This is a genomic window from Bacteroides sp. 11BF (assembly GCF_019633765.1).
GTDB classification, from domain to species: domain Bacteria; phylum Bacteroidota; class Bacteroidia; order Bacteroidales; family Bacteroidaceae; genus Bacteroides; species Bacteroides hominis.
This window is the reverse complement of the sequence record NZ_JAFKPJ010000007.1, coordinates 25,438-52,095: the sequence shown is the minus strand read 5'-3', so window position 1 is coordinate 52,095 and position 26,658 is coordinate 25,438. Positions and strand designations below refer to the sequence as shown.

General features: G+C 41.8%; 16 protein-coding genes. 3 read left to right on the top strand and 13 right to left on the bottom strand.

Annotation, left to right across the window (positions count from 1 at the left end):
• Positions 1–28: 28 nt before the first annotated feature.
• The 6 genes from JZY04_RS08975 to JZY04_RS08950 form a co-directional block, all read right to left on the bottom strand.
• Positions 29–892 carry an endonuclease/exonuclease/phosphatase family protein gene (locus JZY04_RS08975; protein ID WP_122141867.1) on the bottom strand — a complete coding sequence of 288 codons (864 nt, stop codon included), beginning with the start codon at positions 890–892 and terminating at the stop codon, positions 29–31.
• Between the two features lie 16 nt (positions 893–908).
• Positions 909–3,839, bottom strand: a complete 2,931-nt coding sequence (locus JZY04_RS08970) for a GH92 family glycosyl hydrolase (protein ID WP_122141866.1) — start codon at positions 3,837–3,839, stop codon at positions 909–911.
• Positions 3,840–4,005: 166 nt separating this feature from the next.
• Entirely contained in the window at positions 4,006–5,637 is a 1,632-nt protein-coding gene (locus tag JZY04_RS08965) for a RagB/SusD family nutrient uptake outer membrane protein (RefSeq protein WP_122141865.1), read from the bottom strand.
• Positions 5,638–5,648: 11 nt separating this feature from the next.
• Entirely contained in the window at positions 5,649–8,795 is a 3,147-nt protein-coding gene (locus JZY04_RS08960) for a TonB-dependent receptor (RefSeq protein ID WP_122141864.1), read from the bottom strand.
• Positions 8,796–9,191: 396 nt separating this feature from the next.
• On the bottom strand, positions 9,192–10,229 hold the full coding sequence (locus tag JZY04_RS08955) for a phosphatidylinositol-specific phospholipase C (protein ID WP_122141863.1): 1,038 nt from the start codon (positions 10,227–10,229) through the stop codon (positions 9,192–9,194).
• A gap of 863 nt (positions 10,230–11,092) precedes the next feature.
• Entirely contained in the window at positions 11,093–11,968 is an 876-nt protein-coding gene (locus tag JZY04_RS08950; protein ID WP_122141862.1) for a CPBP family intramembrane glutamic endopeptidase, read from the bottom strand.
• Between the two features lie 104 nt (positions 11,969–12,072).
• On the opposite strand from JZY04_RS08950, the gene JZY04_RS08945 reads away from it, so the two are divergent.
• A complete protein-coding gene (locus JZY04_RS08945; RefSeq protein WP_122141861.1) occupies positions 12,073–13,119 on the top strand; it encodes a leucine-rich repeat protein in 1,047 nt (348 codons plus the stop codon).
• A 137-nt stretch (positions 13,120–13,256) separates the two neighbouring features.
• On the opposite strand, the gene JZY04_RS08940 is transcribed toward JZY04_RS08945, so the two are convergent.
• The 4 genes from JZY04_RS08940 to JZY04_RS08925 form a co-directional block, all read right to left on the bottom strand.
• Positions 13,257–14,324 carry a hypothetical protein gene (locus JZY04_RS08940; protein ID WP_122142016.1) on the bottom strand — a complete coding sequence of 356 codons (1,068 nt, stop codon included), beginning with the start codon at positions 14,322–14,324 and terminating at the stop codon, positions 13,257–13,259.
• Positions 14,325–14,344: 20 nt separating this feature from the next.
• Positions 14,345–14,767: a hypothetical protein gene (locus JZY04_RS08935; protein ID WP_122141860.1), complete on the bottom strand. Its 423-nt coding sequence runs from the start codon at positions 14,765–14,767 to the stop codon at positions 14,345–14,347.
• On the bottom strand, positions 14,764–15,327 hold the full coding sequence (locus tag JZY04_RS08930; protein ID WP_122141859.1) for an RNA polymerase sigma factor: 564 nt from the start codon (positions 15,325–15,327) through the stop codon (positions 14,764–14,766). The genes JZY04_RS08935 and JZY04_RS08930 overlap by 4 nt, the downstream gene beginning before the upstream one ends.
• A 195-nt stretch (positions 15,328–15,522) precedes the next feature.
• Positions 15,523–17,136 carry an ABC-F family ATP-binding cassette domain-containing protein gene (locus JZY04_RS08925; RefSeq protein ID WP_122141858.1) on the bottom strand — a complete coding sequence of 538 codons (1,614 nt, stop codon included), beginning with the start codon at positions 17,134–17,136 and terminating at the stop codon, positions 15,523–15,525.
• 234 nt (positions 17,137–17,370) lie between these two features.
• Between JZY04_RS08925 and JZY04_RS08920 the strand changes: the two genes are divergently transcribed.
• Both JZY04_RS08920 and dnaJ read left to right on the top strand, forming a co-directional pair.
• Entirely contained in the window at positions 17,371–17,958 is a 588-nt protein-coding gene (locus tag JZY04_RS08920; protein WP_122142015.1) for a nucleotide exchange factor GrpE, read from the top strand.
• A 50-nt stretch (positions 17,959–18,008) separates the two neighbouring features.
• Positions 18,009–19,193, top strand: a complete 1,185-nt coding sequence (dnaJ, locus tag JZY04_RS08915; protein WP_005776531.1) for a molecular chaperone DnaJ — start codon at positions 18,009–18,011, stop codon at positions 19,191–19,193.
• Positions 19,194–19,303: 110 nt separating this feature from the next.
• Here the strand turns inward: dnaJ and JZY04_RS08910 are convergent, their stop codons facing one another.
• From JZY04_RS08910 to JZY04_RS08900, 3 genes are all read right to left on the bottom strand, one after another.
• Positions 19,304–22,090 (bottom strand): sugar-binding domain-containing protein, encoded by a 2,787-nt coding sequence (locus JZY04_RS08910; protein WP_122141857.1) that lies wholly within the window; start codon positions 22,088–22,090, stop codon positions 19,304–19,306.
• 163 nt (positions 22,091–22,253) lie between these two features.
• On the bottom strand, positions 22,254–23,885 hold the full coding sequence (locus JZY04_RS08905) for a RagB/SusD family nutrient uptake outer membrane protein (RefSeq protein ID WP_122141856.1): 1,632 nt from the start codon (positions 23,883–23,885) through the stop codon (positions 22,254–22,256).
• Between the two features lie 15 nt (positions 23,886–23,900).
• Positions 23,901–26,645 (bottom strand): SusC/RagA family TonB-linked outer membrane protein, encoded by a 2,745-nt coding sequence (locus JZY04_RS08900; RefSeq protein ID WP_122141855.1) that lies wholly within the window; start codon positions 26,643–26,645, stop codon positions 23,901–23,903.
• Positions 26,646–26,658 lie beyond the last annotated feature (13 nt).

Genomic DNA, 26,658 nt, shown 5'->3' with positions numbered 1-26,658 from the left:
TAAATTGTCTCTTTCTTAAGTTTATACACTATTCAACCGTTACCAGTACAGGCGTATGGTCTGACAAAAACGCGTTGTTTTCCGTTTCAGCCAAAATACCATATCTCAAAACTTTAAGACCGTTGCGTACGAATATATAGTCAATCAACGGACGTTTGTTATAGGGAATCTTTCCGAAATCATGAAAGCTCCAGGAAGGCCCATAAACAATGGGAGATGCCTGGCGAGCATCCGTCAGATGTTCCGGATTGGCAGAGTCTGTGACGTGTTTGATCACATCTGATTCCGGTTCTGAATTGAAATCTCCGGTCACAATTACCGGTAATCCATCACTTAACTCATTCACTCTATCCAGCATAAGGCTTATACCTTCACGACGTGCCATCCCCCCCACATGATCCAGATGGGTATTCAAGGCAAAATATTCTTTACCGGAAACCTTATCTTGCAGTTTGACCCATGAAGCGATACGCTCACAAGCACCGTCCCAACCTTTTGAACCGGCTACCTCGGGTGTTTCGCTCAACCAGAAATATCCAGAATCAAGCACGTTGAAACGATCCTTCTTATACCAAAGTGCACTGTATTCCCCTTTCTCTTTACCGTCTTCACGGCCTACTCCAACCACGCCGTATTCCGGCAAACGCAGCTTCAAGTCTTCCAACTGATTATGAAGCACTTCTTGTGTACCCAATATATCCACGTCGTAGAAATGGATAGCATTTGCCACACGATCCTTTCTGTATCTCCAATTGTCCAGACTGTCTTCCGGATTATCATAGCGAATATTGAAAGACATGACGTTGACAGGCTCCGGTGCAGATGCCTGTTGTTTCACTTGGCCGCATGATGCAGCGAAAAATGGCAAAACTAATAAAATTATTTTTTCCATGGCATTATGTCATTAATTATTTTACAAACAAGGCTGAAGCAGGAATCGGTGCTAATTCCTTTGCAGAAGGAAGTTTCCAGAACCAGCTTAAATGCTCCCCTTCATAATCCTCAAAATAATAAAGTATATACGGATGGAATCCCTTTTCCAACGCAATACATCCTGTAGCAGGAATAGCGGCATGTGAACCATCGTTGTTCACCACCAGTTCATTGCCTATATACAAAACGCTACCATCATCCGAACGAGTCTGGAAAGTATAAACTCCATCTTCGGGAACATTAATCAGACCAGAGAATATATAACCGAAATGATCTTCCTGTTTTGCTTCCTTTATAGAGGGTTCCGGCAATACACCTGCCTCTAACAATGGAGTTTTTTCAATATCAGCCACTTTTTGATAAGTTCCTTCAAAATATTTATAGGATGTACCGTTCCGTGAAGGATGTACCGGAAGCGACGCTTTCAATTCAGCTTTAGTAGCTGTAATAGACAAAGTTCTACTCGGGCGGAACCCCTCTTTAAATCCTTTTGCTTTAATCTGTGTAGTCATATCTACTTTAAATGGTTTATCGTAGAGCAAAGACTTTTCTGTAGGTTCGGTCCCATCCAGAGTGTATCTAAGCTCCGCGCCCTCAGTCGTTGTGGCAAGAGCTACTGTCACCTTATCCATAAACAAGTTCAGATCTCTATCTACATAAGGAATGGAAACCACTTTTTCTTTGGTATAAGAATAAGGAGAAGCCTCTTCCGAAATACCTCTGCTTTTGTCCGGCTTATCTGATAGAGTAAAGCGAAGCTCTCCTCCTTCCATCAATTGAGCGTAAGTAATAAAGTTAGTATCTATCTGTTTTCCATTCAACTCTACTTTATGGATATAGATATTCTTCTTCGGATCATTGGCAAGCAAAGTCAATCTCTTTCCATTTGCCAACTTAAGCACCGCTTTCTCGAACAGAGGGGTGGTCAATGCAAATTCATTGCTTCCCGGACAAACGGAATAAATGCCCAGACCGGACAAGATATACCATGCGGACATCTGTCCACAATCTTCATTGCCGCTGATACCTCCCGGAGTAGGTTGGTACATCTCATCAAGTAAGCGGCGTGTCATTTCCTGTGTCTTCCAGGGCTGCCCTACATAATCATACAAATAGGCGATATGGTGACTGGGTTCATTACCATGAGCATACTGTCCTATCAACCCTGTGATATCCGCAAGATCACCATGCACATTTGGGTCTGCGATAAATATGGAATCGAGTGCAGTGATGAATTTTTCCTTGCCCCCAAACAATTGCACCATTCCGTTCACATCATAGGGTACGGAAAAGCGATACTGCCAGGCAGTAGCTTCCGTATAGGAACGTCCTACCTCGAATGGATTGAAAGAAGTCTCCCAATTGCCATCCATCCGCTTTCCACGGAAGAATTTGGTAGAACCATCAAACACATTGATATAGTTCTGGGAACGTTCAATATATTTCCGATAAACATCTTCTTTTCCCATTTCTTGAGCCATACGCGCTATGCACCAATCATCATAAGCAAATTCCAGCAAGCAAGATATAGATTCTTTCTTTATGTTCGAAGGGATAAATCCATATTTTATATAGTAATCCGCTCCTTTTTTATTCTTTTCAGAGGAAACCTTCATTGCATCCAATGCCTTTTCCGCATCAAATCCTCTAATCCCCTTCAAATAAGCGTCAGCAATAACAGATACCGAATGGTATCCTATCATTGTTCCCGTCTCTGCGGCAGAAAGTGGCCAAATAGGAAGTTCTCCGGAAGCATCGTAAATATTCAGATAAGAGTTCACCATATTATTGACCAATGCAGTATCAATCAACGTCATCAAAGGATTCCATGCACGGAAAGTGTCCCAAAGAGAGAAAGTGGAGTATTGCATTTTCCCTTTTGGCAATTGTCCTATCTGCATATTATGCCGCCGATATTCACCGTTGACATCACTCACTACATTAGGAACAACCATAGCATGATAAATGGCAGTATAGAAATTTTTCAAATCGTCTGTACCGCCTCCCTCGACAGTAATGGATGAAAGCGCTTGTTCCCAGTCATTCCGGGCGGCAGCACACACAGCATCAAAATTGAAGTCTTTCACTTCCTCCGCCAGATTTTTACGCGCATTGTCCACGCTTACCAATGACAATCCTACTTTGGCGATTATAGGTTCTCCGTCTTTGTCAGCGAATGTCAGAACCGCTTGCAAGTCAGTACCCACCTGTTTGGTTTCGGCGGAAACTATCTTTTTATCCTGTACAAACTCAACAGTTTGAAAAGGTTCTGAGAACTGGGCTGCAAAATAAACATATTGATTATCTGTCCAACCTCTGGTTCTACGCATTCCCACAATCTCATTAGATGTTGTCCGTTCCAATTCCGCTTCATAGATATATTCATTGTCAAGTAAATGAGCCAAATCGACAATAATAGTAACGGGTTTTCCGGAAGGGAATGTATAACGGTGCATGCCGGCATGAGTCGTTGCGGTCAATTCCGCTTTTATCCCTTCATCTTTCAATATCACCGAATAATAACCCGCCGACGCCCTTTCATCTTTGTGTGAGAAATTAGCCGGTCGGCAAATGCTTTCGGCGGTCAGATCCGGTTTTAGAGTTGTAGGACGAAACAAAATGTCACCCAAATCAAGACATCCGGTTCCGCTCAGATGCGTATGCGAGAAGCCTTTTAAAATTGTATCATCATAGTGATATCCTGCACAGGCATCCCAATTTCCCGCACGGGTATCAGGACTCAATTGTACCGCACCGAAAGGAACAGTCGCCCCCGGATACGTATGACCGTGAAAACCTGTACCAATGAAAGGATCTACATAGTCAACAGGAGAATGTTTACCGGACGTACAAGAACTACAAACAATAAATGCAATAGTTGCACATGTAAAAGTATTTAGTTTCATTAAATTACATGTTTGAAGATTTTACTCTATCGAAATCCTTTGCAAAGAAAAGCAAAAGGAGAAAGTTCAGCAAGGATTCATATACTTAGATACCAACCCTTGCCTTGCAGACTATACCAATGGCAATGATCTATTTATTAATTAATCTTTCGATTAAAAAGATTAATTAATAACCGTCGTTTTGTATTAATTTGCCGTTTGATTTAGTAATTTGTTCAGACGGATATGGAAATACCATCATATAATCCTGGTAAGGAGTCTTATTCAGATAGTCAGCATATGGCTCTATTGTAAAAGTTGACTCCGGATTAGAACGGTTTGCATACTTACGGATACGGGGATGGGCATTCAATTCTTTTGCAGCTAATTTTTTGATTACGGCATTTGATGAACGATGCCAACGTTTCAAATCAAACAAGTGGTCAGTATATTCAAAAGCCAACTCACAACGACGTTCATGATATAAATCTGCCATAGTAGGCATATCTGTTAACTCTTTCAAATTAGAGCGTCTGCGGATACGATTCAAATCTTCTTTCGCTTTACCAGGTTGGTTTGTCATTAAATAGGCTTCGGCACGGAACAGCAGCATTTCCGCAAAACGAATCAATGGGAAATTTACACGAGCAGTGGGGTAGTTGCCATTTGTATTTACGTATCCTTTAGTATCGGCATCCTTATGCTTGAACGGGTCCATATATTTATTAATCTGGAAACCGACATCCAAGTTTGTATCAGTATAGAATTTACGTTTCTCACCAAAAAACTCGAACTCTTGATTATATTCCAAAATAGAACGCACCAGACGATCATTACCAACACCGTCTTTTGCCATTTCTTCATAAATATCGTAAGAAGGCTTAATTTGGCCCCAGCCATTATATATGCCCCAAGCTTTATCTTCCAGAATCACTCCGGGGAATTCAACGCCACCGCCTGTAGAACCACCATTGGAAGGAATAGACCAAATATATTCCTTATTCCAAAAATCCGCAAACTCCGAAGAGAACACTTCTGCAAAAGTATCGGCCAAATCACGCCCATAGTCTGTTTCCAGAGAATTAACCATAGCAATTACATTATTCCATTGAATTTCATCCCACGTAGCCCAATAGGCATATACTTTAGCTTTATAGGCTACAGCGGCAGCTTTGTGAGCACGTCCTTTATCATCATCCGAATATTCTTCGAATTTCGGCAAATAAGAAATGGCATTATCCATATCCTCTATAATGAACTTATAATTGTCTATTACAGAAGCTTGCTGTGGAGGTATGGAATTATCATAATCGCCCTCGAAATCTTCGTAGCGCACAAAAGGTACACCTTGGTCTTTCGTTCCATAACGGTAAGCAATCCAAAAATGAGCCATGCCACGCATAAAGAAAGCTTCACCCAAACTCCGATGTTCTACATCGCTTAGTCCACCTTTTTTTTCTTTGGCAAGCAACTGCTTGATAATCCAGTTGGAACGAGCCATATTCTGATAGAATAAATCAAATCCACCACTGATAGGACTTTCATCACCGTTATAGTTAAAGGTGGCCAATGAGTTGAAGCCACGTGATTTAGCCCATACTATATCACAAGCAGCACCTTGTTCCCAAAACAACTCACGTCCAAAGCCTTTTTCCTGATGAATAGGAGCATAGAGCCCGTCAATGGCATCAATAGCTTGTTCATCATTCAAGAAATAGGATGTAGTGGCAGGATTGCCTTCCGGCTGCACATTTAAAAAGTCAGAGCAAGAACAAAAGGTTAGTGCCGATAACGCCAATAATGGTATATATTTTTTCATAACTGTTTTTATTAATAAGTTAGTTTAACACCAAAAGAAAATACTCTGGATACAGGATACTTCATAGCATCCCATCCTCCGCATTCCGGATCCATACCAGAATAATCAGTAATCGTAAAGAGGTTTTCACCACTAAAATAAACAGACATACGACTGTTGCGTTCCTTTAGATGTGACCATTTTTGAAGAACATCGGTCAAATCATAAGATAAAGTCAAATTCTTAAGACGCAAGTAAGAAGCACTTTCCAGATACCAGTCAGAAGCCGTAGAGAAATTGGAGTTCGGGTCATTCATCGAAAGTCTGGGAATATTAGAAGATGTATTAGTAGGGCTCCACGCATTCAAAATATCTTTTACGCGGTTGAAATTACCATCCGCATCACTCAGAATTACAGATTTAGCAGCGTAAAATGCCTGAGCCCCCCCTACTCCCTGGAACATAGCACTAAAAGAGAATTTCTTGTAAGTAGCGCCAAATGAAAATGAATACGTTGTTTTTGGAGTAGCGCTTCCACAATATTGGCGGTCCTTATCGTCAATCTTACCATCGTTATTATAGTCAATAAACTTCAAATCACCAGCTACGGCATTCGGTTGGATACGTTTTCCATTCTTATCCACATAAGCGGCCGCTTCCGCATCACTTTGAAAGATACCGTTAGTCTTAATCAAATAGTAAGAGTTCAAAGGTTCTCCCTCGGCAGTCTGGCGAGTATAAGGAATGTTACGGAATTTAGAATCACTATCTGTCCATACGCCAGGACTACCATCAGCATTCTTTACGCCAATATCCGAAACCCAATTCTTCAGATATGAAAAATTACCCGACACGAAGTAAGAAAAATCCTTATTAACGCGATCATTCCAGTTAGCCTGTACTTCAATACCACGGTTGCGAACTTCACCTTGATTAATTAACAACGGATTCAATCCAATAGAACTTGGCCAATTCATTGTTTGCTTCTGAATCAAGTTAAAGGTACGTTTATCAAAGTAATCAAACGACAATGCCAAACGATTTTTGAACAGTTCAACATCTAAACCTAAATCCCACTGTTCAGAAGTCTCCCATGTCAAGTTCCTATTCATTGCAGTGGAATTATATACAAAATTATTCCAGGTTGCATTATTTATCACACCATATTGAGCTTGTTCTTGCCAGTATGATGTTCCCAATAAGAGTGACTTGTAATTATAGTCAATAGAACCCAAATTACCTACACGCCCCCAAGAAGCGCGCAACTTCAACATACCGATGAAATCACTCTTTTTAAAGAACTTTTCATTAGAAATCTTCCAAGCTAAGGTAGCTGCGGGGAAATCACCAAAGTTATTCTCTTTCGGTAAACGACCGGCATAGTCACGACGCCAAGATGCCGTCACAAAATAACGATCATCATAAGAGTAAGCGAGACGAGCTACTAATGAAACGTTGGCATCAGGCCCTGTCAAATAATCTGTAGCAGAAGTAGTTCCTGCATATGCCAGATACTGCAGATACGGGCTTTCATCAGCAAAATTCTTACCATTTACTTTCAGTCCGCGTACATTATAATGGTCGGCTGTAGTAGAGAATAAGGCACCAACTGTATGGTTTCCGAAACTATTATCATAAGTTAGAGTATTCTCCGTTTTCCAAGCATCTGTACGGTAGTTGGTTACATCCAGGCTATTTGAATTATTAGGTTTACCCGGTTCATCTTGAATGGGACGGAAGTTCTTATAATTATTGGTTTTCAGATTATAGGTAAAACGGCTGGTAAACTTCAAGCCCTGTATTATATTGGCTATCTGCAAACTGGTAGTGCTCCACACATCGCTGGTTCTATTAAAACGGTTTTCAGCTCTCAGTAAACGTACCGGATTGACCGCATCACCATGAGCACCGGCGAAATTGCTTCCATATTTAGCTATGTATTCAGGATCCTCCGTAGTAGTGCCTCCCCAAGTACCATCCAACGGATTATAGACAGTAGCACTTGCCGGCATATAAATTGCAGATAAAACAGGACCTGTATAAGCGTCGTTTGTATCTTTTGAACGATTCTCAGTATTCTTCCATACCAGATCCTCACTAATAGATACCCACTTATTCAAATCAAACTTGCCATTATAACGAATTGCATAATTCTTATTATAAGTATTAATCAATACACCTTCATCGTTATCAAATGAAAAAGATAAGCGACTGGAATAGTTGTCGGTACCTACATTTAAAGCAATATTATGACGCTGATAGAAAGCTGTACGAAAAATCTCATCCATCCAGTTTGTACGGGTAGTACCGATCCATGGATTCTTTTCTATATTCCAACCGTCAGGTAAAGTCACATTCGCGTTGGCATAAGAGCGTTTACGCATCTCCAACTCTTCCTCGGCATTTAACGGTTCCGGCAAATTTGTAGCCTGGCGAATGCCGTAAGTGCCTTCATAGCTAAGAGTAGGAATACCCGCTTTAGCTTTTTTGGTAGTAACCAGGATAACGCCGCCCGCACCTGATTGCGCACCATAAATAGCAGCAGACGCGGCATCTTTCAATACGACAATAGATTCAATATCACTCATTGAAGCAATAGGAGCACCCGGAACGCCGTCAACTACCCAAAGTACGTTGTCACCATTTTGAGAACCTTGTCCACGAATAACAATAGAAGGAGTGGATGTAGGATCACCGCCATTAGATTGTACCGTAACACCCGCTAACTGACCTTGCAACAGACTTTCCGTAGAGCTAACCGGACGCACCGTCAAGTCATCCGTGTTACTCAATACACCCACAGCCGCTGACAAGTCTTGTTTCCGGGCATTCGCGCCATATCCCAAAACAACCACCTCGTCCAGAAGTCCGGTATCTTCTTTCAAAGTTACCATCAAATCTTTTCCCGTTACCGGAATTTCCTGACTCGTAAAACCGACAAAACTGATAATCAAAATATCATTCTTGGCAGCCGACAATGCAAACTTACCATCTATGTCTGTAATAACTCCATTAGAAGTTCCTTTCACGATAACATTGGCACCGATCACAGGTTCCCCCATCTGATCTTTTACTATTCCCCCCACAGAGATCTGCTGTGCGTAAGCACCTGCCGATAGGGACAGCCCTACTAATAATATCAGAATCATTCGATAGATTCTAAGATTTACTTGTTTCATGCATTCAAAATTTAAAGTTTATAATATAGAAAATTATAATTCTGTCACAAAGGTCTAAAAGCAGAATTACATAGACATTACAAAAAGATTATTTTTCTTGGACTCTTATATATAAGTAAAATATAATAAATATATTACTTATACTATTTTTAATTATATACGACACATATTAGTAAATATTATTTCTCAAACAAGGCAGAAGCTCCTAATAAAATAGCATCCTTAAAAGTTTCATTACATATTCATTTAAAGGTTTTGATATATACAAATTATTAATAGTCACTATCTATCATATTACTATTCACGCATTCTAATCTTCACTTTACGTAAATACGCAGAGTAACTAATGAAAAAACTTATTATCTGATTCTAACTAATAATGTCAGGAGAATAGCATCAATAGATGTTACTGCCAATGAGATATTCCACTAACTTTTGCCCTCCCGGATCTTCTGTAAAATCAATGAATACAATGCCGCAATTTCGTTTGCGCTTCTCCACCAGATAATTTACAACCGGTTCATTGACTTTATTCGCAAAAACCAGAGGTATTCCCGAAGGCAGTCCAGTAGCACTCACAAAAGATATTCCCCACCGGCGTGAAAAGCTTCGTTCTTCACATATCCTATCGAAATTACGAATACAAGCCACAATCTTTTTATCCGCTTCTTTGCCCGAGTTGTATTGGTATTCATCCTGAAGAAAAACAGTCGCTTCTTTGCCATCTTTATTACGAAGGGTCAACAGGCAAGTACTATTATCATCCCAACCGATGCAGGCAGCTCCCGGGTAATTATCCATCACACGATCCCTATGCAAAAAAAGTATCTTTCCACGGCAATTTTTCAATGTCAGTTCTGGGTGGAAATCTGCAACAAAATAACGCTGATATGCAGATGTATTCAAAGACGCAGATAATAAAGAAGCATAATCCTTTATCTCCCCTCCCTCTTTTTTCAACGACACAATCAAAGTCTCAGAAGGATGAACTTGCAAAAAACCGATGAAAGCGGGCAATACATCTTCTTCCCAGTATATATCCTGAAAAGCATGACCATGGAATACCCCTAATTTACCATTCTTTTCTTTCAAACGGATGTCAAAAGCACGAATCCCTTTCTGCAACTGAGTGGGGATATCTGCAGTTTGCGTCTTCAGCATACGTCCTCCCTTAATAGAGCCACTATCGTGCGTACCAGGAATGGATATCTTACAGATAGGAAGTGTGTCCTGAAGTACCTTCATCCACTCAGCTTTTTCCACACCGGAAACAAGATTTGCAGATTCATGCCCTGTCTGCATTACAAATCCGTTTCCATAACTTATATCGGCACGGGCAGTTGTAGGATTATTACTTCCCGCAAAAGCAGGAAAGAACAATGCCGATATAATCAAGGCTAATACACAAAAGAGTTGCAAGTATTTCCGTCCCATAGCAAATAATTCTAAGAGTTTGATATGCGCAAAAATAAAGGATTCAGATTCCTTTTTTATCCTTAATTACGCATTTAGTTCTTCATTTTGCGCAAATATGCAACAATTCTTTCAAAATATTATTTACTGATACCAATCTACAAGATAGAGAACTGAGATTTAACAATTATCATTTTGTATTTCCAAATGCTGGTAAAATCAGTTTTTACAGCCCTAATATAAATATATATAGAAAAAAGCCCGAGAATCTCTATCAGACAAAATCATAAGGAAAGCAAATCAAACTAAAATACAAACAAAAGATTGAATATAGGATCTTTACGGAACACAACAATTGAAAAATATCAGAAACAACAATCATTTTCACATATACAAAAGAATCAGAAACAAACAGCATATAGAGGAAATCAGGCATTTTCAGCCACCTTTTTCATCCCTTAACAGCAACTATCGGAAACAAAATGACTTGATTCTGAAAGGAAGTTAACTTCATATCAGCACGGAATTAACTTTCTGCCAACAAAAAGCTAACTCTTTACAATTACGATATTAACTTTCTATAGACTAAGAAATTAATATCGTATTACTTGCCCATCATAAATTTGTTTTTATTCTGCATATATATGAGTTTATCGCCTTTTATCCTCCCAAAAAAGAACACGAAACGTGTCAGGAAAAAGAGGAATATCCAAACAAATAGAAAGTTTTTGATATATTTGCCCACACATTTTGAATTCGTATAGATTTTGTGTTATTAATATTCGCAGACTCAGCAAAACACAGGTCATTTTTATCTCTAATTCACAACTGAGCAAGCATACCGAATTACTGGCAATAAAGAAAAAGCCAATATCACCATATCCTTAATACCTCTGCGTCTTCTGCGATAAACGCTCAAACCACCAGATTATGAACAGTGTAAAGAGCGTTGCCAATGCCGTGCAAACCAGCGAACCTTCAAAACCAAATGCTCCTCCGTTGATCAGATTATTTGCGGGCAGGCGAAGTGAAAACAAGGTTTCACAGAAACGATTGCCACTGACTTCAAATCCAAGCATGGGTCCTTGAATCCAGTTCCAAAAGAAATGAAGCGAAATTGGAAACCAAAGGTTACGGGTATAAAGATAGGCAGCTCCCAGTAATAATCCTCCCAACACCAGATTAAGCATAGGCAAAAAAGCCACATTGGGATTCATCAGATGGAGCAACGCAAACAAAAAGGAAGAGATGAAAAGAGAAATAAATTTATTGAGTCGCGTACGCAATAAGCGCCCCAGAATATATCCGCGCATCATAGTTTCTTCGACAATGGCAACCATAGCGAAAAACAGCCCGCTCAAGAGCAGATCGCTCCAATGAAAATGAACACCGACAACCTCAATCTGACCGGTCAGCAAACAAACAGCAAAGCCAATGGCATAGATAAGCACTGCCATCAAAAAGCCGTACAAGATGTCTTTACCACGTCCTTTCAGACTGAATCCTAAATCGGAGAAGGGACGATGATCCAGAAATTGCATCATCAGGAAGGTAACAACAAACACGCTCAGCAACATAGCTCCCTCCCCAATAAAGAAAGTCCCCATTCTCCACTCTTTTAATACAGGGATAGAACTCAGAATAATCCCAAACAGAGGTATAAGAATATAGAAACCCACCAGAAATAATGCAATACTTGCAAATGCCGGAATTCCTCCCGAAGAGTGAATCGGACTGCTCTCTTTTTCTTGTTGTTCCATTTTGTTAATTTATTAGTTGAAGGACAAAAATAACTATATTTTCCTAAAACTCTCAACGAGATAAAGTATGATTCGCTATATTTGTCTAAACATTTATCATAAATATGAAAATAAAACATCTATTTATAGGAATAGTCCTTGCTGCCAATCTATTTGCAGCTACGGCACAAGAAGTTAAGAAAACATATTTCGTCAGCAAACCGGGAACTCTTATTTCGATGATGACGGAAGAAGAAGCAAACCAGGTGACTCACCTCACTCTGACAGGAAAGATCAACGCAGTGGATTTCAAGCATCTGCGCGATGAATTCAAAAATCTGCAAGTGCTCGATATAGCGAATGCAAGTATCAGTATGTATTCGGGAAAAGAAGGTACGTATCCGGATAAATTCTATATTTACATGCCAAACTTTGTTCCGGCCTATGCTTTCTGCAAGATGGAAAACGGCATTGCCAAAGGGAAATCGACCCTAAAGAAAGTGGTTCTTTCGGAAAAAATCAAGAACATTGAAGATACAGCTTTTATGGGATGCGAGAACCTGAACATCTGCCAGATCAAAAAGAAAACTCCTCCCAACCTGCTGCCGGGAGCCTTGGCTGACAGCATCACTGCAATCTTCGTACCGCTGGGAGCAAGTGATGAATACCGGCTGAAAAATCGTTGGGATAACTTTGCGTTCATTGAAGGCGAACCATTGGAAGCTAAAATAGAGGTAGGTGCTTTGAGCACGCTGGAAAGTGAAATACAAAAAGCAGGGCTACAACCGAAAGAGATCAACTTCCTGACCATCGAAGGTAAACTGGATGCAGCCGATTTTAAACTGATACGGGATTATATGCCGAATCTGGTTGCCGTAGACATCGAAAAGACCAATGCGACAGCTATCCCGGACTTCACTTTCTCACAAAAAAAATACCTGCTCCGCATTCGTTTACCTCATGGACTGAAAAGCATTGGACAGCGAGCTTTCAGCAATTGCGGACGTCTGTGTGGAACCGTGGAATTGCCGGAAAGCATTACAGCCATCGAATATGGTGCTTTCATGGGATGTGACAGGCTACGCTACGTAGTTGCCAAAGGAGATAAAATCACAACCATAGGAGACAATTTATTCGGGGAAGGGAAAAATAAGTTGATTTATAAACGATAAAAAACGGGAGCATATCAAAAAACTCACCACAGAGGACACTGAGGAACACAGAAGGAATTTTAACGACACGAATAATCTGTGGAAATCAGTGCAATCTGTGGTGAGAGGACCTTTGACACAACTTCACTCCTTCTTGTTCATCGCTTTTTTATCCAATAGGCTATACCCAAAAGAATAAGCAAGCCGGTGAGGATAAAGGCCCAGATGTTGGGTACGCGCGACTCGGCAGTCAAAAGATATTCGCCTGCCAAAAGACGATAGGCATCTACTTTCCAGACCCAATGACCATCCTCCCTAAAGGTTGTATTTGCCGAAAGCATTTGTCCGGGCATATTGAGTTCATATTGAATCACCACTCCAAATAACTCAACGGAACGTGTTTCCTCATCAAATTTTTTATCCACTTCCTGCTGTTTTTCTTTATAGAGAAGCGAAAAGCAATCAGTGTGAAAGTGAGTATCGAGTAATTGACAAACGAGTGCCGGAGAGAAGTCCGGATCATCATTCTGAGGCCGATATGCCTGATACAATGAATCCTTAGCCGCATTCAGACGTGAAAGATAGTCGCCCTGCTTCAGGTCAGCTATAAAAGGCCGCATCACTTCAATACTTAATTCATAGAGACTACGGTTGTACCATTGAACAAATTGTCCTTCCAAACGATCGAGTACTTCTTTCATCTCCAATCCGTTCATTCCCCGATACGCAGTGTCGTCGCCCTGAAACCAAAGTTTCTGTTCCGACTCGTTCAGATAGTTTTTCAGAGGTACAGGCCCTTTTTCTGTCAGTTCGGGATAAACACCGTTATAGGTATAATACGTATAGAACCAACGGAAATGTTTGGTCAGTGTTTCCCGCGGAGTCACCAAAGGACGAAACATCGGATTTTTAGGCCGGACCTGCTCCGAAAATAAGTCGACAGAAGCCTGCTCCCTGCTGGCACACACGTTTATCTTTTCCTTCTCTCCAAAATAATTATGCATCCGGACAGAATCAAAACGCGTCACCGTCCAACCGGAATCCAATGAGAACATAAAAGGATTTTGTGCCCAATTTCCGGCCATGAATGCAGAATCGCCAAAGGCATAAACTTCCCTACGAGCCGATCCATCAGGAAAAACCTGGGTTTTCACTTGATAATAGGTGGTGCAGGACACCATTGAAACGGCAAGCAACAATATCGGTAAAAGATTTTTTGTTTTCATACGCATCTATTTTTTAAAGATCACTCACTCTTCATTATCTGTTTATACTGAGTATAAAGCCGTTCTCGTTTAAGCATTTCCCTTTTCCGATTACGGGATGCGGTAAAGAAAAGCTCCTGCTTCTCTCCTATCGTCAAACCTCTATGCTCCCGACTGTCTGTGAAAGTATTCGATTGATAGGGCTCCGGTATGATGATTACTTCAGACGAGGGAAATGAATCAACAGACATCGTTTCTGCTACCCATATCGCCAAGAGCAAAGTTGCAGCAATGCCCGAACACCAGGCAACAAGATTCGGTCTGCGCTTGGCCGGACTTCTGAAAGAAGCCGCCTTGACAGCACGCATAATATCTTCGGTTAATACCTCCGGATTTTCCAGAATGGGGGGGGTCTTTTTTAACTGTCCCAACCACCTTTCATAATTAATTTCTTCCTTTTTCATCTTTCTTTATTTATTTCATTCAACTTCTTACGGATACTCTTCCGGGCGAGATAGAGGTTTGTTTTGATCTGGATCGATGTGAGTCCGGTAATAATCTCGATCTCTTTGATTTCCAACTCTTCTATATCGCGCAATGTAAATACCAGCTTCTGCTTAGGAGTCAGTTGTTGCATAAAGTACAGGATATATGCTTTCAACTCCCGGTTGACTAACACTGCTTCGACGTTATCATTGGAAAGAATGGGCAACTCGGAAAACGCAATATCGGAAAGCGCTCCGGCCGGCGAGTGTTGTAAAACCCGCAAACGATCATAACAAATATTACACGCAACCCTGTAAAGCCAGGTCGCAAAGCGAAATTCAGGACGGTATTTGTCCAACGAAAGCCAGACACGCAGGAAAGTCTCCTGTACCATATCCCGCGCTTCCTCTTCATTACACAACAAGCGGAATGCCAGGCGAAAAACAAAAGTCTGATACTCTGCCACAAGCAAAGCAAATGCACTTGCATCTTGCTTCCTGCTCCTTTCTACTAATGCCTGTATTTCCTTTTGTTCCATAAGCCACGGTATATGTGTTTATATATGATACGTAATAAATGGAGAAAGGTAAAATAACGATGAATGATAAACTATGAACGATAAACAACAGTAAACGATAAATAAAGTGAATACGAACAAAAAAACGATGAACAGGTGCCCATTCATGCGCAACCTGTTCATCGTTAATCGTTCATCGTTCAAAACCGTACATCATTACTTGTACATCTTGGCTCTCAGCTCTTTGATGTGATCGGAAGTAATGTATTCGTCGTATTCCATCATCTTATCGATAATACCGTTCGGAGTCAGCTCAATCACACGATTGGCAACGGTCTGAATAAATTCGTGGTCATGTGAAGAGAAAAGGATATTGCCTTTATAAGTTTTCAGGTTGTTGTTGAATGCCTGAATAGACTCCAAGTCGAGATGATTGGTCGGAGTATCGAGAATCAGACAGTTGGCATTGCGCAACTGCATACGGGCAATCATACAACGCATTTTCTCACCTCCCGAAAGTACACTCACTTTCTTCAGTACTTCTTCACCGGAGAAAAGCATACGTCCCAGGAAACCTTTCATATAAACTTCATTACCCTCGCCATATTGGCTCAACCAGTCGACCAGATTCAAATCAGTATTGAAATATTCGGTATTATCCAAAGGAAGATAAGCAGTTGTAATTGTTACCCCCCAGTTGAAATGTCCTGCATCAGGCTTCATATGACCGTTGATTATCTCAAAGAAAGCAGTCATCGCACGCGGATTACGGGAAATGAACACAATCTTGTCACCTTTCTCCACATTGAAGTTCACGTCGTTGAACAATACAACCCCTTCTTCGGTCTTCTTGCTCAAACCGGAAACTTCCAATATCTGATTGCCCGGCTCACGCTCCGGAGTAAAGATAATACCCGGATATTTACGGGAGGACGGTTTGATTTCTTCAACATTCAACTTTTCGAGCATTTTCTTACGACTGGTAGTCTGCTTACTCTTGGCAACATTGGCACTGAAACGGCGGATAAATTCTTCCAGTTCTTTCTTTTTCTCCTCAGCTTTGGCCTTCTGGTTCTGCTGCTGACGGAGGGCCAATTGACTGGATTCATACCAGAAACTGTAGTTACCGGCAAAAAGATTAATTTTTCCGTAATCGATATCGACCGTATGTGTACAGACAGAATCGAGAAAGTGACGGTCGTGACTTACAACCAACACGGTATGTTCGAAATTAGAGAGATACTCTTCCAACCAGGTAACAGTCTCCATATCCAGGTCATTGGTAGGCTCGTCAAGCAACAGGTTATCCGGATTTCCGTATAATGCCTGTGCCAGCATCACACGCACTTTTTCCTTACCGCTCAATTCACCCATCAATGTATAATGTTTATCTTCTTTCACACCCAAACCGCTCAGCAACATAGCTGCGTCACTTTCAGCATTCCATCCGTCAAGTTCGGCAAACTTCTCTTCCAGTTCGGAAACCTTCAGACCGTCTTCATCGGTAAAATCTTCTTTGGCATAAAGAACTTCGCGTTGCTTCATAATATCCCACAACACGGTGTGACCCATCATTACGGTATCCATTACCGTATAAGCGTCCCACTTAAAGTGGTCCTGGCTCAATACCGAAAGGCGTTCGCCCGGACCTAACGTAATGTTTCCGGTAGTCGGGTCGAGGTCACCGTATATCGTACGAAGAAAAGTTGACTTGCCGGCGCCATTGGCACCGATAATACCATAACAATTTCCACTTGTAAATTTCAGATTTACATCATTAAACAATACTCTTTTACCAAACTGTACCGAAACGTTTGAAACTGTAATCATTCTATTATTATTCCTTAAATTATTTATTATCAAATAATGCGGTGACAAAGGTAGACATTTTTAGTGAATAACGAACTATCAGTAATGTGTCAATCTGACATAAAAGTATTACCTTTGCTGCGTTTTTTGGCAAAACAAACAAACTGGCAAAGTTTTTGCTGCAAAGCCAATACATTAAAATGCCGTATTGACATGAAACTAAATCCGTTTAACAAGAATAAAAACAGAATAGATATGGACCCAAAAGAAAAAAAAACCAAGAAAGAAGAAGAGTTGACAGTAGACGATATTCAAGATACCGTTGAAGGACAGTCGCAAAACGAAGAAACCACTGAGGAAAGCACACCGCTGACCGCAGAGGAGAAACTGGAAAAAGAACTGGAAGAAGCCCATAGCCAGATCGAAGATCAGAAGGACAAATACCTCCGTCTTTCGGCTGAATTCGATAACTACCGTAAACGGACCATCAAAGAAAAAGCAGAGTTGATTCTGAACGGTGGTGAGAAGAGCATCAAAAGTATTCTACCGGTAATCGACGACATGGAACGTGCACTGACAACTATGGAAACGGCTACGGACGTAACTGCCGTAAAAGAGGGTGTTGAGTTGATATATAATAAGTTCCTGTCTATTCTGTCGCAGGATGGAGTAAAGGTTATCGAAACTAAAGACCAACCGTTGGATACGGATTATCACGAAGCCATCGCTGTGATCCCTGCTCCGACAGAAGAACAGAAAGGTAAAATATTGGATTGTGTACAGACCGGATATACCCTTAACGGCAAAGTAATCCGCCATGCAAAAGTAGTTGTGGGTGAATAACCGGAACACGACAAACTTGCTAATATAATTAAAATCAACGAAACTAAAATATGGCAGAAAAAAGAGATTATTACGAAGTGCTGGAAGTCACGAAAGAGGCAACAGTCGAAGAAATAAAGAAAGCATACCGGAAAAAAGCCATCCAATATCACCCGGACAAAAATCCGGGTGATAAGGAAGCAGAAGAAAAGTTTAAAGAAGCAGCCGAAGCGTATGACGTACTGAGTAATCCGGATAAACGTGCCCGCTACGACCAGTTTGGTCATGCAGGAATGAGTGGAGCAGCTGGAAACGGCGGACCGTTCGGAGGATTCGGTGGCGGAATGTCCATGGACGACATCTTCTCTATGTTCGGTGATATTTTCGGCGGCCATAGCGGCGGCGGATTCGGTGGTGGTTTCGGAGGCTTCGGCGGATTTGGAGGCGGAGGTTCTCAACAGAGAAAATTCCGTGGCTCAGACCTCCGGGTGAAAGTGAAGCTGAATTTGAAAGAGATCTCTACAGGAGTTGAAAAGAAATTCAAACTAAAAAAATATGTACCTTGTTCGCACTGTCACGGAACAGGGGCAGAAGGTAATGGCGGTTCTGAAACTTGTCCGACCTGTAAAGGTAGCGGTTCGGTAATCCGTAACCAGCAAACCATCTTAGGAACCATGCAGACACGTACTACGTGTCCTACTTGTAATGGCGAGGGAAAAATCATTAAAGACAAGTGTAAGGTTTGTGGTGGAGAAGGTATCGAATACGGTGAGGAAGTAGTAACAGTAAAAATTCCCGCCGGAGTAGCAGAAGGCATGCAACTCTCTATGGGCGGCAAAGGAAATGCCGGAAAACATAACGGTATCCCGGGCGACCTATTGATTTTGGTGGAAGAAGAGCCACATCCGGAGCTGATTCGTGATGAAAACGATCTGGTATACAACTTATTGCTGAGTTTCCCTACAGCAGCTATCGGAGGTGCGGTAGAAATTCCAACCATCGACGGAAAAGTGAAGGTAAAAATCGAAGCAGGTACACAACCGGGAAAAGTGCTCCGACTCCGCGGTAAAGGGTTGCCAAGCGTAAACGGTTACGGCACAGGAGACCTGCTGGTTAACGTAAGCGTATATGTGCCGGAGACACTGAGTAAAGACGAAAAAAGTACTTTGGAAAAGCTGGAAGAATCGAAGAACTTCAAGCCAAGTACTTCAATTAAAGAAAAGATATTCAAGAAGTTCAGAAGTCTTTTCGACTAAGAAGTTTCACCACCGATCACACTGATTTACACAGAGAATATCTCATAAAATTTGCCCGGGTATACATCGAAAGATGTAAGCCCGGGCAAATTTATATAAAACAGAATATTCTATTTATCAGAGACTAATTGCAGCACTTGCTCCGCCTGTACAGATACGACCGGAGAGAAAGCCGGACTTGCCATATACTTTTTCAAGCTATACAATAATTGGCGCGCTTCGACACGCTTATCCATGTTTTGCCAGAAATCAATGCCCGATACCAACAATTTTCCATTACCTACTTTTACCTCGAATAGCAAGGCGAGAGGACGATTTGTAAACCAATCGTCGATGACACGCACTATCGGAGCTATTTCAGGAGAAAGTTCGGCCACTTTAATGGCACCGGAATGGCTCATGGCATCCCACCATTGATAATCACTGTAATATTCTGTGGGGAATTGACTCAAAGCCGGATGTTTCGGATTACACAAAATACCCAATGTATGAGGAGCTTGTCCTCCTGTCCAAGCAGTATTCCAGAAAATACTGGAAAATCCAACCTGAATATCACCTCCCATTTGACGGGTCAGTGTCCCTTTCTTTAAAGATAACAATACAGAAGCACCTCCTTCAAGAGCCTTTAGGGTAGTGGTATCCAAACAGTCGACCATCCGGATACTCTCTTCTCCCTCTACTTTGAGTGGCAGAGCGGGATAAACCCAAACATTCCAACTGTTCTTCCACTCACCGACTGCCACCTCCAACACCAAACGCCGGGGAGTTTCCATCTGAGCTAAAGAAGCGGAAATATCTCCTAATGGGAAGTTATTGCCTATGGGAAGTAAATCTACTTTCCACTGTCCGGACTGCAGTACATTCCCTGCCGTATCGGACAAAGTCCATCCGGCTGCCACATTCTTTAGTGGAGTTTCGCCATAATGAGCCACTTCTACCCGGGCGTTCAACAGTTCGTCATTTTTATAAATAAGTTTAGGCAAACGTGCCAAAGGGACGGTTGGAGCACAGAAACGGCGGTACTCTTCGGGAGAAATATAACCTTTTTCTTCCCAGAAAGCATCCAGCACACCGACCAATGCTGTACCTTGTCCCGGAAAGTCATTGAGTCCCAGTAACTGGAATCCACCGAAATTCCTGGTACGTAAAGCAGCCTCAACATCTGCTTTATAGCAGAGTGCCTGTAATTTGCCGGACGCAAGCAAGAAACTGTCTGCAAGATGTATCATACCATTATTTTGCAGAATATCCCTGAAAATTTCCATATTTGCAGGACGCATGACACCGTCATATTTGCTGATCTCTTTAAAATTAGGATAAACACACCATTGCCCGATTTCGTGACTTACAACAGGTTGGCTGAAGCGACTGACATATTCCGACCAATCATAATCGGTACGGGGAGGTTCTGCGTTGATAATACTCCGAAGTCCCTGTCCCCATCCCTGAATGCGGGGAGCAGGATCACTTAAAAAATCATTGACCGCCAACATGGGCCATCCTGCACCGCTACAATACAAGCGGCGATTATCCCGATCCTTCCATGTTGTGACAAAGTTGGCCAGATAAGTACTACTCCCCACACCTGCCGGTTCATTGCCATACATCATCATACAAAACGAAGGATGATTGCCAAACGTGTTGACAATCCGTTCACTTTCGTCCCAAATGAACCGATCGAGCGGACGACCGTCACCAATCGTCGTAGACTGATTGGCCCAAGAGGAACATTCTATTTCCAGATAAAGTCCCATTTCATCAGCTGCACAAAATGCAGCCTCAGGAGGACACCATGAATGAAAACGAACATGGTTCAGCCCATGTGCCTGAAAAGCTGTGAATATTCTTCTCCAAGTTTCTTTGTCAGTGGGCGGATAGCCTGTTTTAGGAAAAGCGGCACAATCCAACGCACCACGCAAAAAGACAGGACGGTTGTTAATCGTGATACAACCATTGACTACTTTAAAATCACGCATACCAAAAGACTCTTCACTAAAATCAGTGGTCTTTTGCTCCTTATCAGTCAGACTTACTTTCAATCGATATAAATTCGGATGAAATTCATCCCACAAACGGATATCATCTCCCAAAGCCAGAACAGCCTCCACTTCATTAGTCCCCGGCTGAAGATTGACCTCCTTTTGCAAAAGTTTGCCATCAGCCTCCAAAGCGAGCAAAGCTGTCACTTCATTCTTCTTACGGTTACGGAGGAATGTTTTCACACGAATGTTTTTAGCTGATATATCCGGGAAAATAGTCGTACGTGCAATGTTCACCTGAGGACGCACCTGAAGAAACATATCCCCGATAACCCCGTTCCAATTGCCCTGAGTATGATCGGAAATACTGTGGGAATTTTCACCCGGATCGATATCCTTTACACGATTATCGATACGTAAAGTTAATGTGTGTTTTCCGGGAGTCAGGACATCCGATAAGTCGTACTGATGTGGAGCACCCAATGCATTCTGCATACCGACCTCTTTATCATCTACCCACAAACGAGTTTCCCAATGACAACGTTCCAGAAATAAACTGATATCCTGTTGCCCCCAGCCTTCCGGAACAGTCACCTCTTTTTTATACCAGGCTGCCCCCTTGTAATACTTCACAGGCTGCAACCAAAAGGGGATTTTAACATGACCCGGTTCACGATAACGGGCATAGGCATCACTCCGGAAATAGGCTGAATCAACGATACCTCCGGTCCACGGAGTATTGGCAGTAATGTCTTCTCCCAAGCCATTGGAAGCCATGGATCCGGGTAACAGGACCGTACTGTCCCAATGAGTAGAATCGGTCGTAAACTGCCAACTACCCGACAAGTCGATCCTAGTAACCTGCTGCGAACAGGAAGCCAATAAAAACGAGAAAAGTGTTAGTGTTTTGATCTTCATTATTTCATATTATCTATAAGGTTGAAAACAATGTTACTTCACTGATTTTGTATCAATACGCAAAAGTAGCAAGAACGATTTACCTTATAAATAGATATTTCTAATATAATGATGGATTATTTTATGATTTAAAATAATCATCTCCACATAATATTTTGCAAATTCAATATCCCGGATTCTGTGTCAGATTGGGATTCATCAAACGGATTTTCTCCGGAATAGGAAATACTGTGGTATAGCCACTTTCCTCACCCGGAAGCCGGGGCCTGCTTGTATAAGCACGGGTATATTGGCGAAAACGAACCAAATCTTGCCTGCGCCAACCCTCCCAGGCAAACTCTAATTGACGTTCCGAAAGCAAACTTTCTAATGTAGCTGTCCGGAAAGGAGCATTCACACGGGCGCGAACAAGATTCAGTTCTACATCTCCATTTTCTCCGTTACGGACTTTGGCCTCACTCTTCATTAATAAAACATCGGCATAACGATAGAGTACAATATCATTTTCCATTAGTTTACCATCTTTTGTGGCGGTTTCATCAATCTCATACTTTTTCATCCGTGCGCCTGCGGTCTTTTCATAGGAGGTATTAGAGATATCGACATCCACCTTCCAAGGAAAATACTCCAGCAAAGTACCGTCATCGAGTGTGATGACCTTTCCCTTCAAATCGTAAACAACACCTGCAAAATAACATTTATCAAAACGGGGATCGACAGTTTGGGTATCATACCCAAAGGTTCGAAGTACTTCCACAGTAGCACTTGAACCATTCTCTCCTCCCAATCCGTAGGCCTTGGCATGATTATAGTGACGGGAACGGAAAAGATATTGCATCTGGTTAGTATATAAAGTCTTACTCATTGGAATGGTAAAAATATTCTCGGCAGAAGATTCATTGTAAACAGCAAAGTTTGCTTCATAGTTATCTTCCAGACGATATCCCGCCGCAGTAATGGAATCACAATATGCCTCCACCGTTTGCCAGGCATTGAGCCGGTTGCCATCTACTTCAAAATAGATGTCTCCTCCATCGGGATATTGTGTATCGGTCCAGTTATCATCCGCATATATCTCAGCATTCAAGACAAGTTTGGCAAGCAAGAAATGGACCACGGGACGGGTAATCCGCCCATAATAATTGCCGGAACGATTGCTATATGTTTGCGCCAATAAAGGGGCAGACTCCTGTAACTCCTTCACAATAAAATCAAAAACTTCTTTACGACTGTTTTGTTTCACCTCTTTCAAAGGTATAGCAGATGATAGAATTAGAGGAACACGTCCGAACAAATCCATTAAATGATAGTAATACAAAGCACGGAAAGCACGAACCTCTGCCCGGTAAGCAGGAAGTTCCGTGTCGTGATGAGTCTCCTGATAAGTATCGATTCGTTCAAGTGACTGATTGCAAAGACCTATAACCTTATATAAATATTCCCACGTAGCCTGAATAGCATCATTATCGACTCCCCAACGATGAAGAAAAAGTCCCTGCCAGAATCCTCCATCATACCAGTCACCTCCACGGGTAGGCATAATAGCCTCATCGGTGGTAAAGGTATTCAGATCGTAAATTCCCCTGCCGGTGCCCTGCAACCCCTGACTATCACTATAACCTCCTATGTTATTGTATAAGGAAGCCACTGCATTATAATACAAATCGGTGAGACTCTTGTAAGCATCCTCTTCGGGAATCTTATCTTTAGGATTTTCATTCAGAAAGTCATCACATGAAAACAGCAGACTAAACATCAGGATACAGACAAAGGAATATATATAGTGCCTTTTCATAATTAATCCTCCAAATTAAAAGTTAATACTCAAACCAAGCGTATAGGTACGTGCTAAAGGATATCCCCGTTTGTCATCCACTCCCAAAGTAGAATTAACGGTAGAGCTGTTGATCATAGGTGACAGACCGGAATATCCGGTAATAGTAGCCAGATTATTGACAGTCAGTGCGAGACGGAGGGACTGGACGTATTTTTTCCACTTCGACACCGGAACATTCCAGCCTATCGTAACATAATCGAAGTTTACATAATCACCTCTCTCCAGCCAATAGTCCGTAGCAGTCTGGTCTTTGATATTACGTCCGGGAGCTTTCTTCATTACATTGTAATCAGGAAAAATATTCATATTCATGTAGGTCAGTGAAGTACCGTTATAGATTTTATGACCGAATGCCCCATTTATCTGTACTGAGAGATCGAAACGTTTATAGCGAAAACTGATATTGGAGCCAAGTAAAGTCTTGGGTACCGCCTGACCTGCCACATAGCGGTCTTCTCCATCTTCAAGGCTCACCCCTCCACCGTTCAAATCGGCAATGTCATACGTATACCCACCATTGCCATCGGAAATAAGCCCTTTGCAATGAGGCAGGTAGAATACCCCTAAGGGTTGTCCTATCATCTGATACACAATATGATTATATCCACCATGAAATCCGGCTCCGTCCAGACTTGCCAGGCTTTTATACTCAGGTGCCGAAATATTCTCTCCACCATACATTCCACTTAATGAAAGCAATTTATTTTGCTGGAAAGTGACATTAACATTAATGTTCAATTCCATGTCGCGGGTCTTCAAAGGAGTGATGCCGACAGCAATCTCCGTACCGCAGTTGCGCATGGAACCTATATTTGCCAAAAGAGTGTTATAGGTAAAAGGCGGCACACTGACATTATAAAGATAAAGCATATCAGAGGTCTTGGAATTATAGTAGTTCAAAGAAAAGAGTAACCGGTTGCCAAACATACCAAGATCTGCACCTGCATTAAAAGTACGCTTTACTTCCCATTTCAAATCGGGATTGGTATTACGCATATTACCCAAAGTAACCACCTGTGAACTCCCAACAGGAACAACTCCGTTAGGCTTTACCAGATTAAGCGTTGTATAAGAGTCGATGCCACTCTGATTGCCGGCCAGCCCGTAACCGATACGGAATTTCAGATTATCCACCAATGAAATACGTTTCATAAACTTCTCTTCACTGACAACCCAGGCAGCCGACACGGATGGAAAAAAGCCCCATTTATGATTGGCACCAAACTTGGAAGAAGCATCGGTACGAGCATTCACCGTAAGGATATACCGGTCGTCAAACGTATAATTGAAGCGACCGAGAAAAGATGCCAACCGCGGCTGTTCAAAATAAGAGTTCGTTCCTTCCCAAAGGCGAATGGCACCTGCCTGAAGGTTGTTATAACCAAACTGATCGGAATTGAAATTGGTCACAGTGGTGTAAAAACCGCTATAAGTCTCTTTTTGAAGTTCTGCCAGAGCCAGTACATCAAAATAATGTTTATTCCAGTTCTTTTTATAGGTCAACATCAGATTGCCAAGCAGTGATTCCATTTTCCGGGTACCTTTATATGCTTGTCCGTGTGCCCATACAGATGTAGGCAGATACTGGGAATTTTCAACAATATTATAAGTATAAGAACCAAAAAGAATCAGTTTAAGTTCGCGCAGTAAATTAAAGGTTAGCCGAGCATGAGTACTGATATGTGAAGTCGCATCATGATCTTTCACTTCCATCCAGGCCAAAGGGTTAGTGATCTGGCTGGCATTGGTAATCTGATCCCAGGAACTGGTTTCCGGATTACGGTGATTGGGATATGTAGGATTAAAAGTTGCAGCCGAATAGAATGTTTTTTGAAGGTCAAACAAATTATGGTTCTTTTGGATAGAGCCAAACATACCCAGCTCGCACACCAAAAAATCATCAAAAACATGCTGGGTCATGTTCATATTCGAAGTGAAGTTCTTCATATCCTCGTTCAATATAATGCCCTGACGATCCATAAAGCCCAACGAAACACGATAGCTTGAAGCATCCGTCCCACCATAAAATGCAACATGATGATTCTGTTGCAGACCTGTTTGCTCTATCTCCTTCAAAAAATTGGTTTCATTCCCTTTATCAAGTATTGAAATGCCCTGTTGCTGCGCCAGATTACGAAACTCACTGCCGGAAAGCATCTCCAGATTTTTGTATACGGAGGATATGCCGAAACTACCGTTATAGCTGACTCTGGTTTTGCCCCGAATTCCCTTCTTGGTAGTGATCTCGATAACACCTGAAGCACCACGGGAACCATATTGTGCTGTCTCCGAAGCATCTTTCAAGATAGTAAAGCTTTCTATATCGGTAGGATATATAGAAGTCAACATACTGAGATCACCAAACACACCGTCAACAATAATCAGAGGGTCATTACCACTAGTCAGTGAAGTGGTTCCCCGCAAACGTACGGCATCCAAAGCAGCCGGGCCATTGGTTCCTTTTTCTATAGTGAGTCCGGGAACACGTCCACGGATAGCCTCCAAGGGATTGGTAATCTGATCTTTATTCATTCCTAACTCCGTAATTTTTTCCACCGAACCGGAAATATTCTTTTTATTCCCGGTAGCGTATCCTACAGTAATAAGAGAATCTGCCAGCCAAACAGGCTTATCCTGTGCTCGCAAAACAGAGCTGGTAAACATCAAAAATAAAGCTAAGACGAATGTTGGTATGTGAATGATCCGGTGTTGTTTCATACTATCATCATTT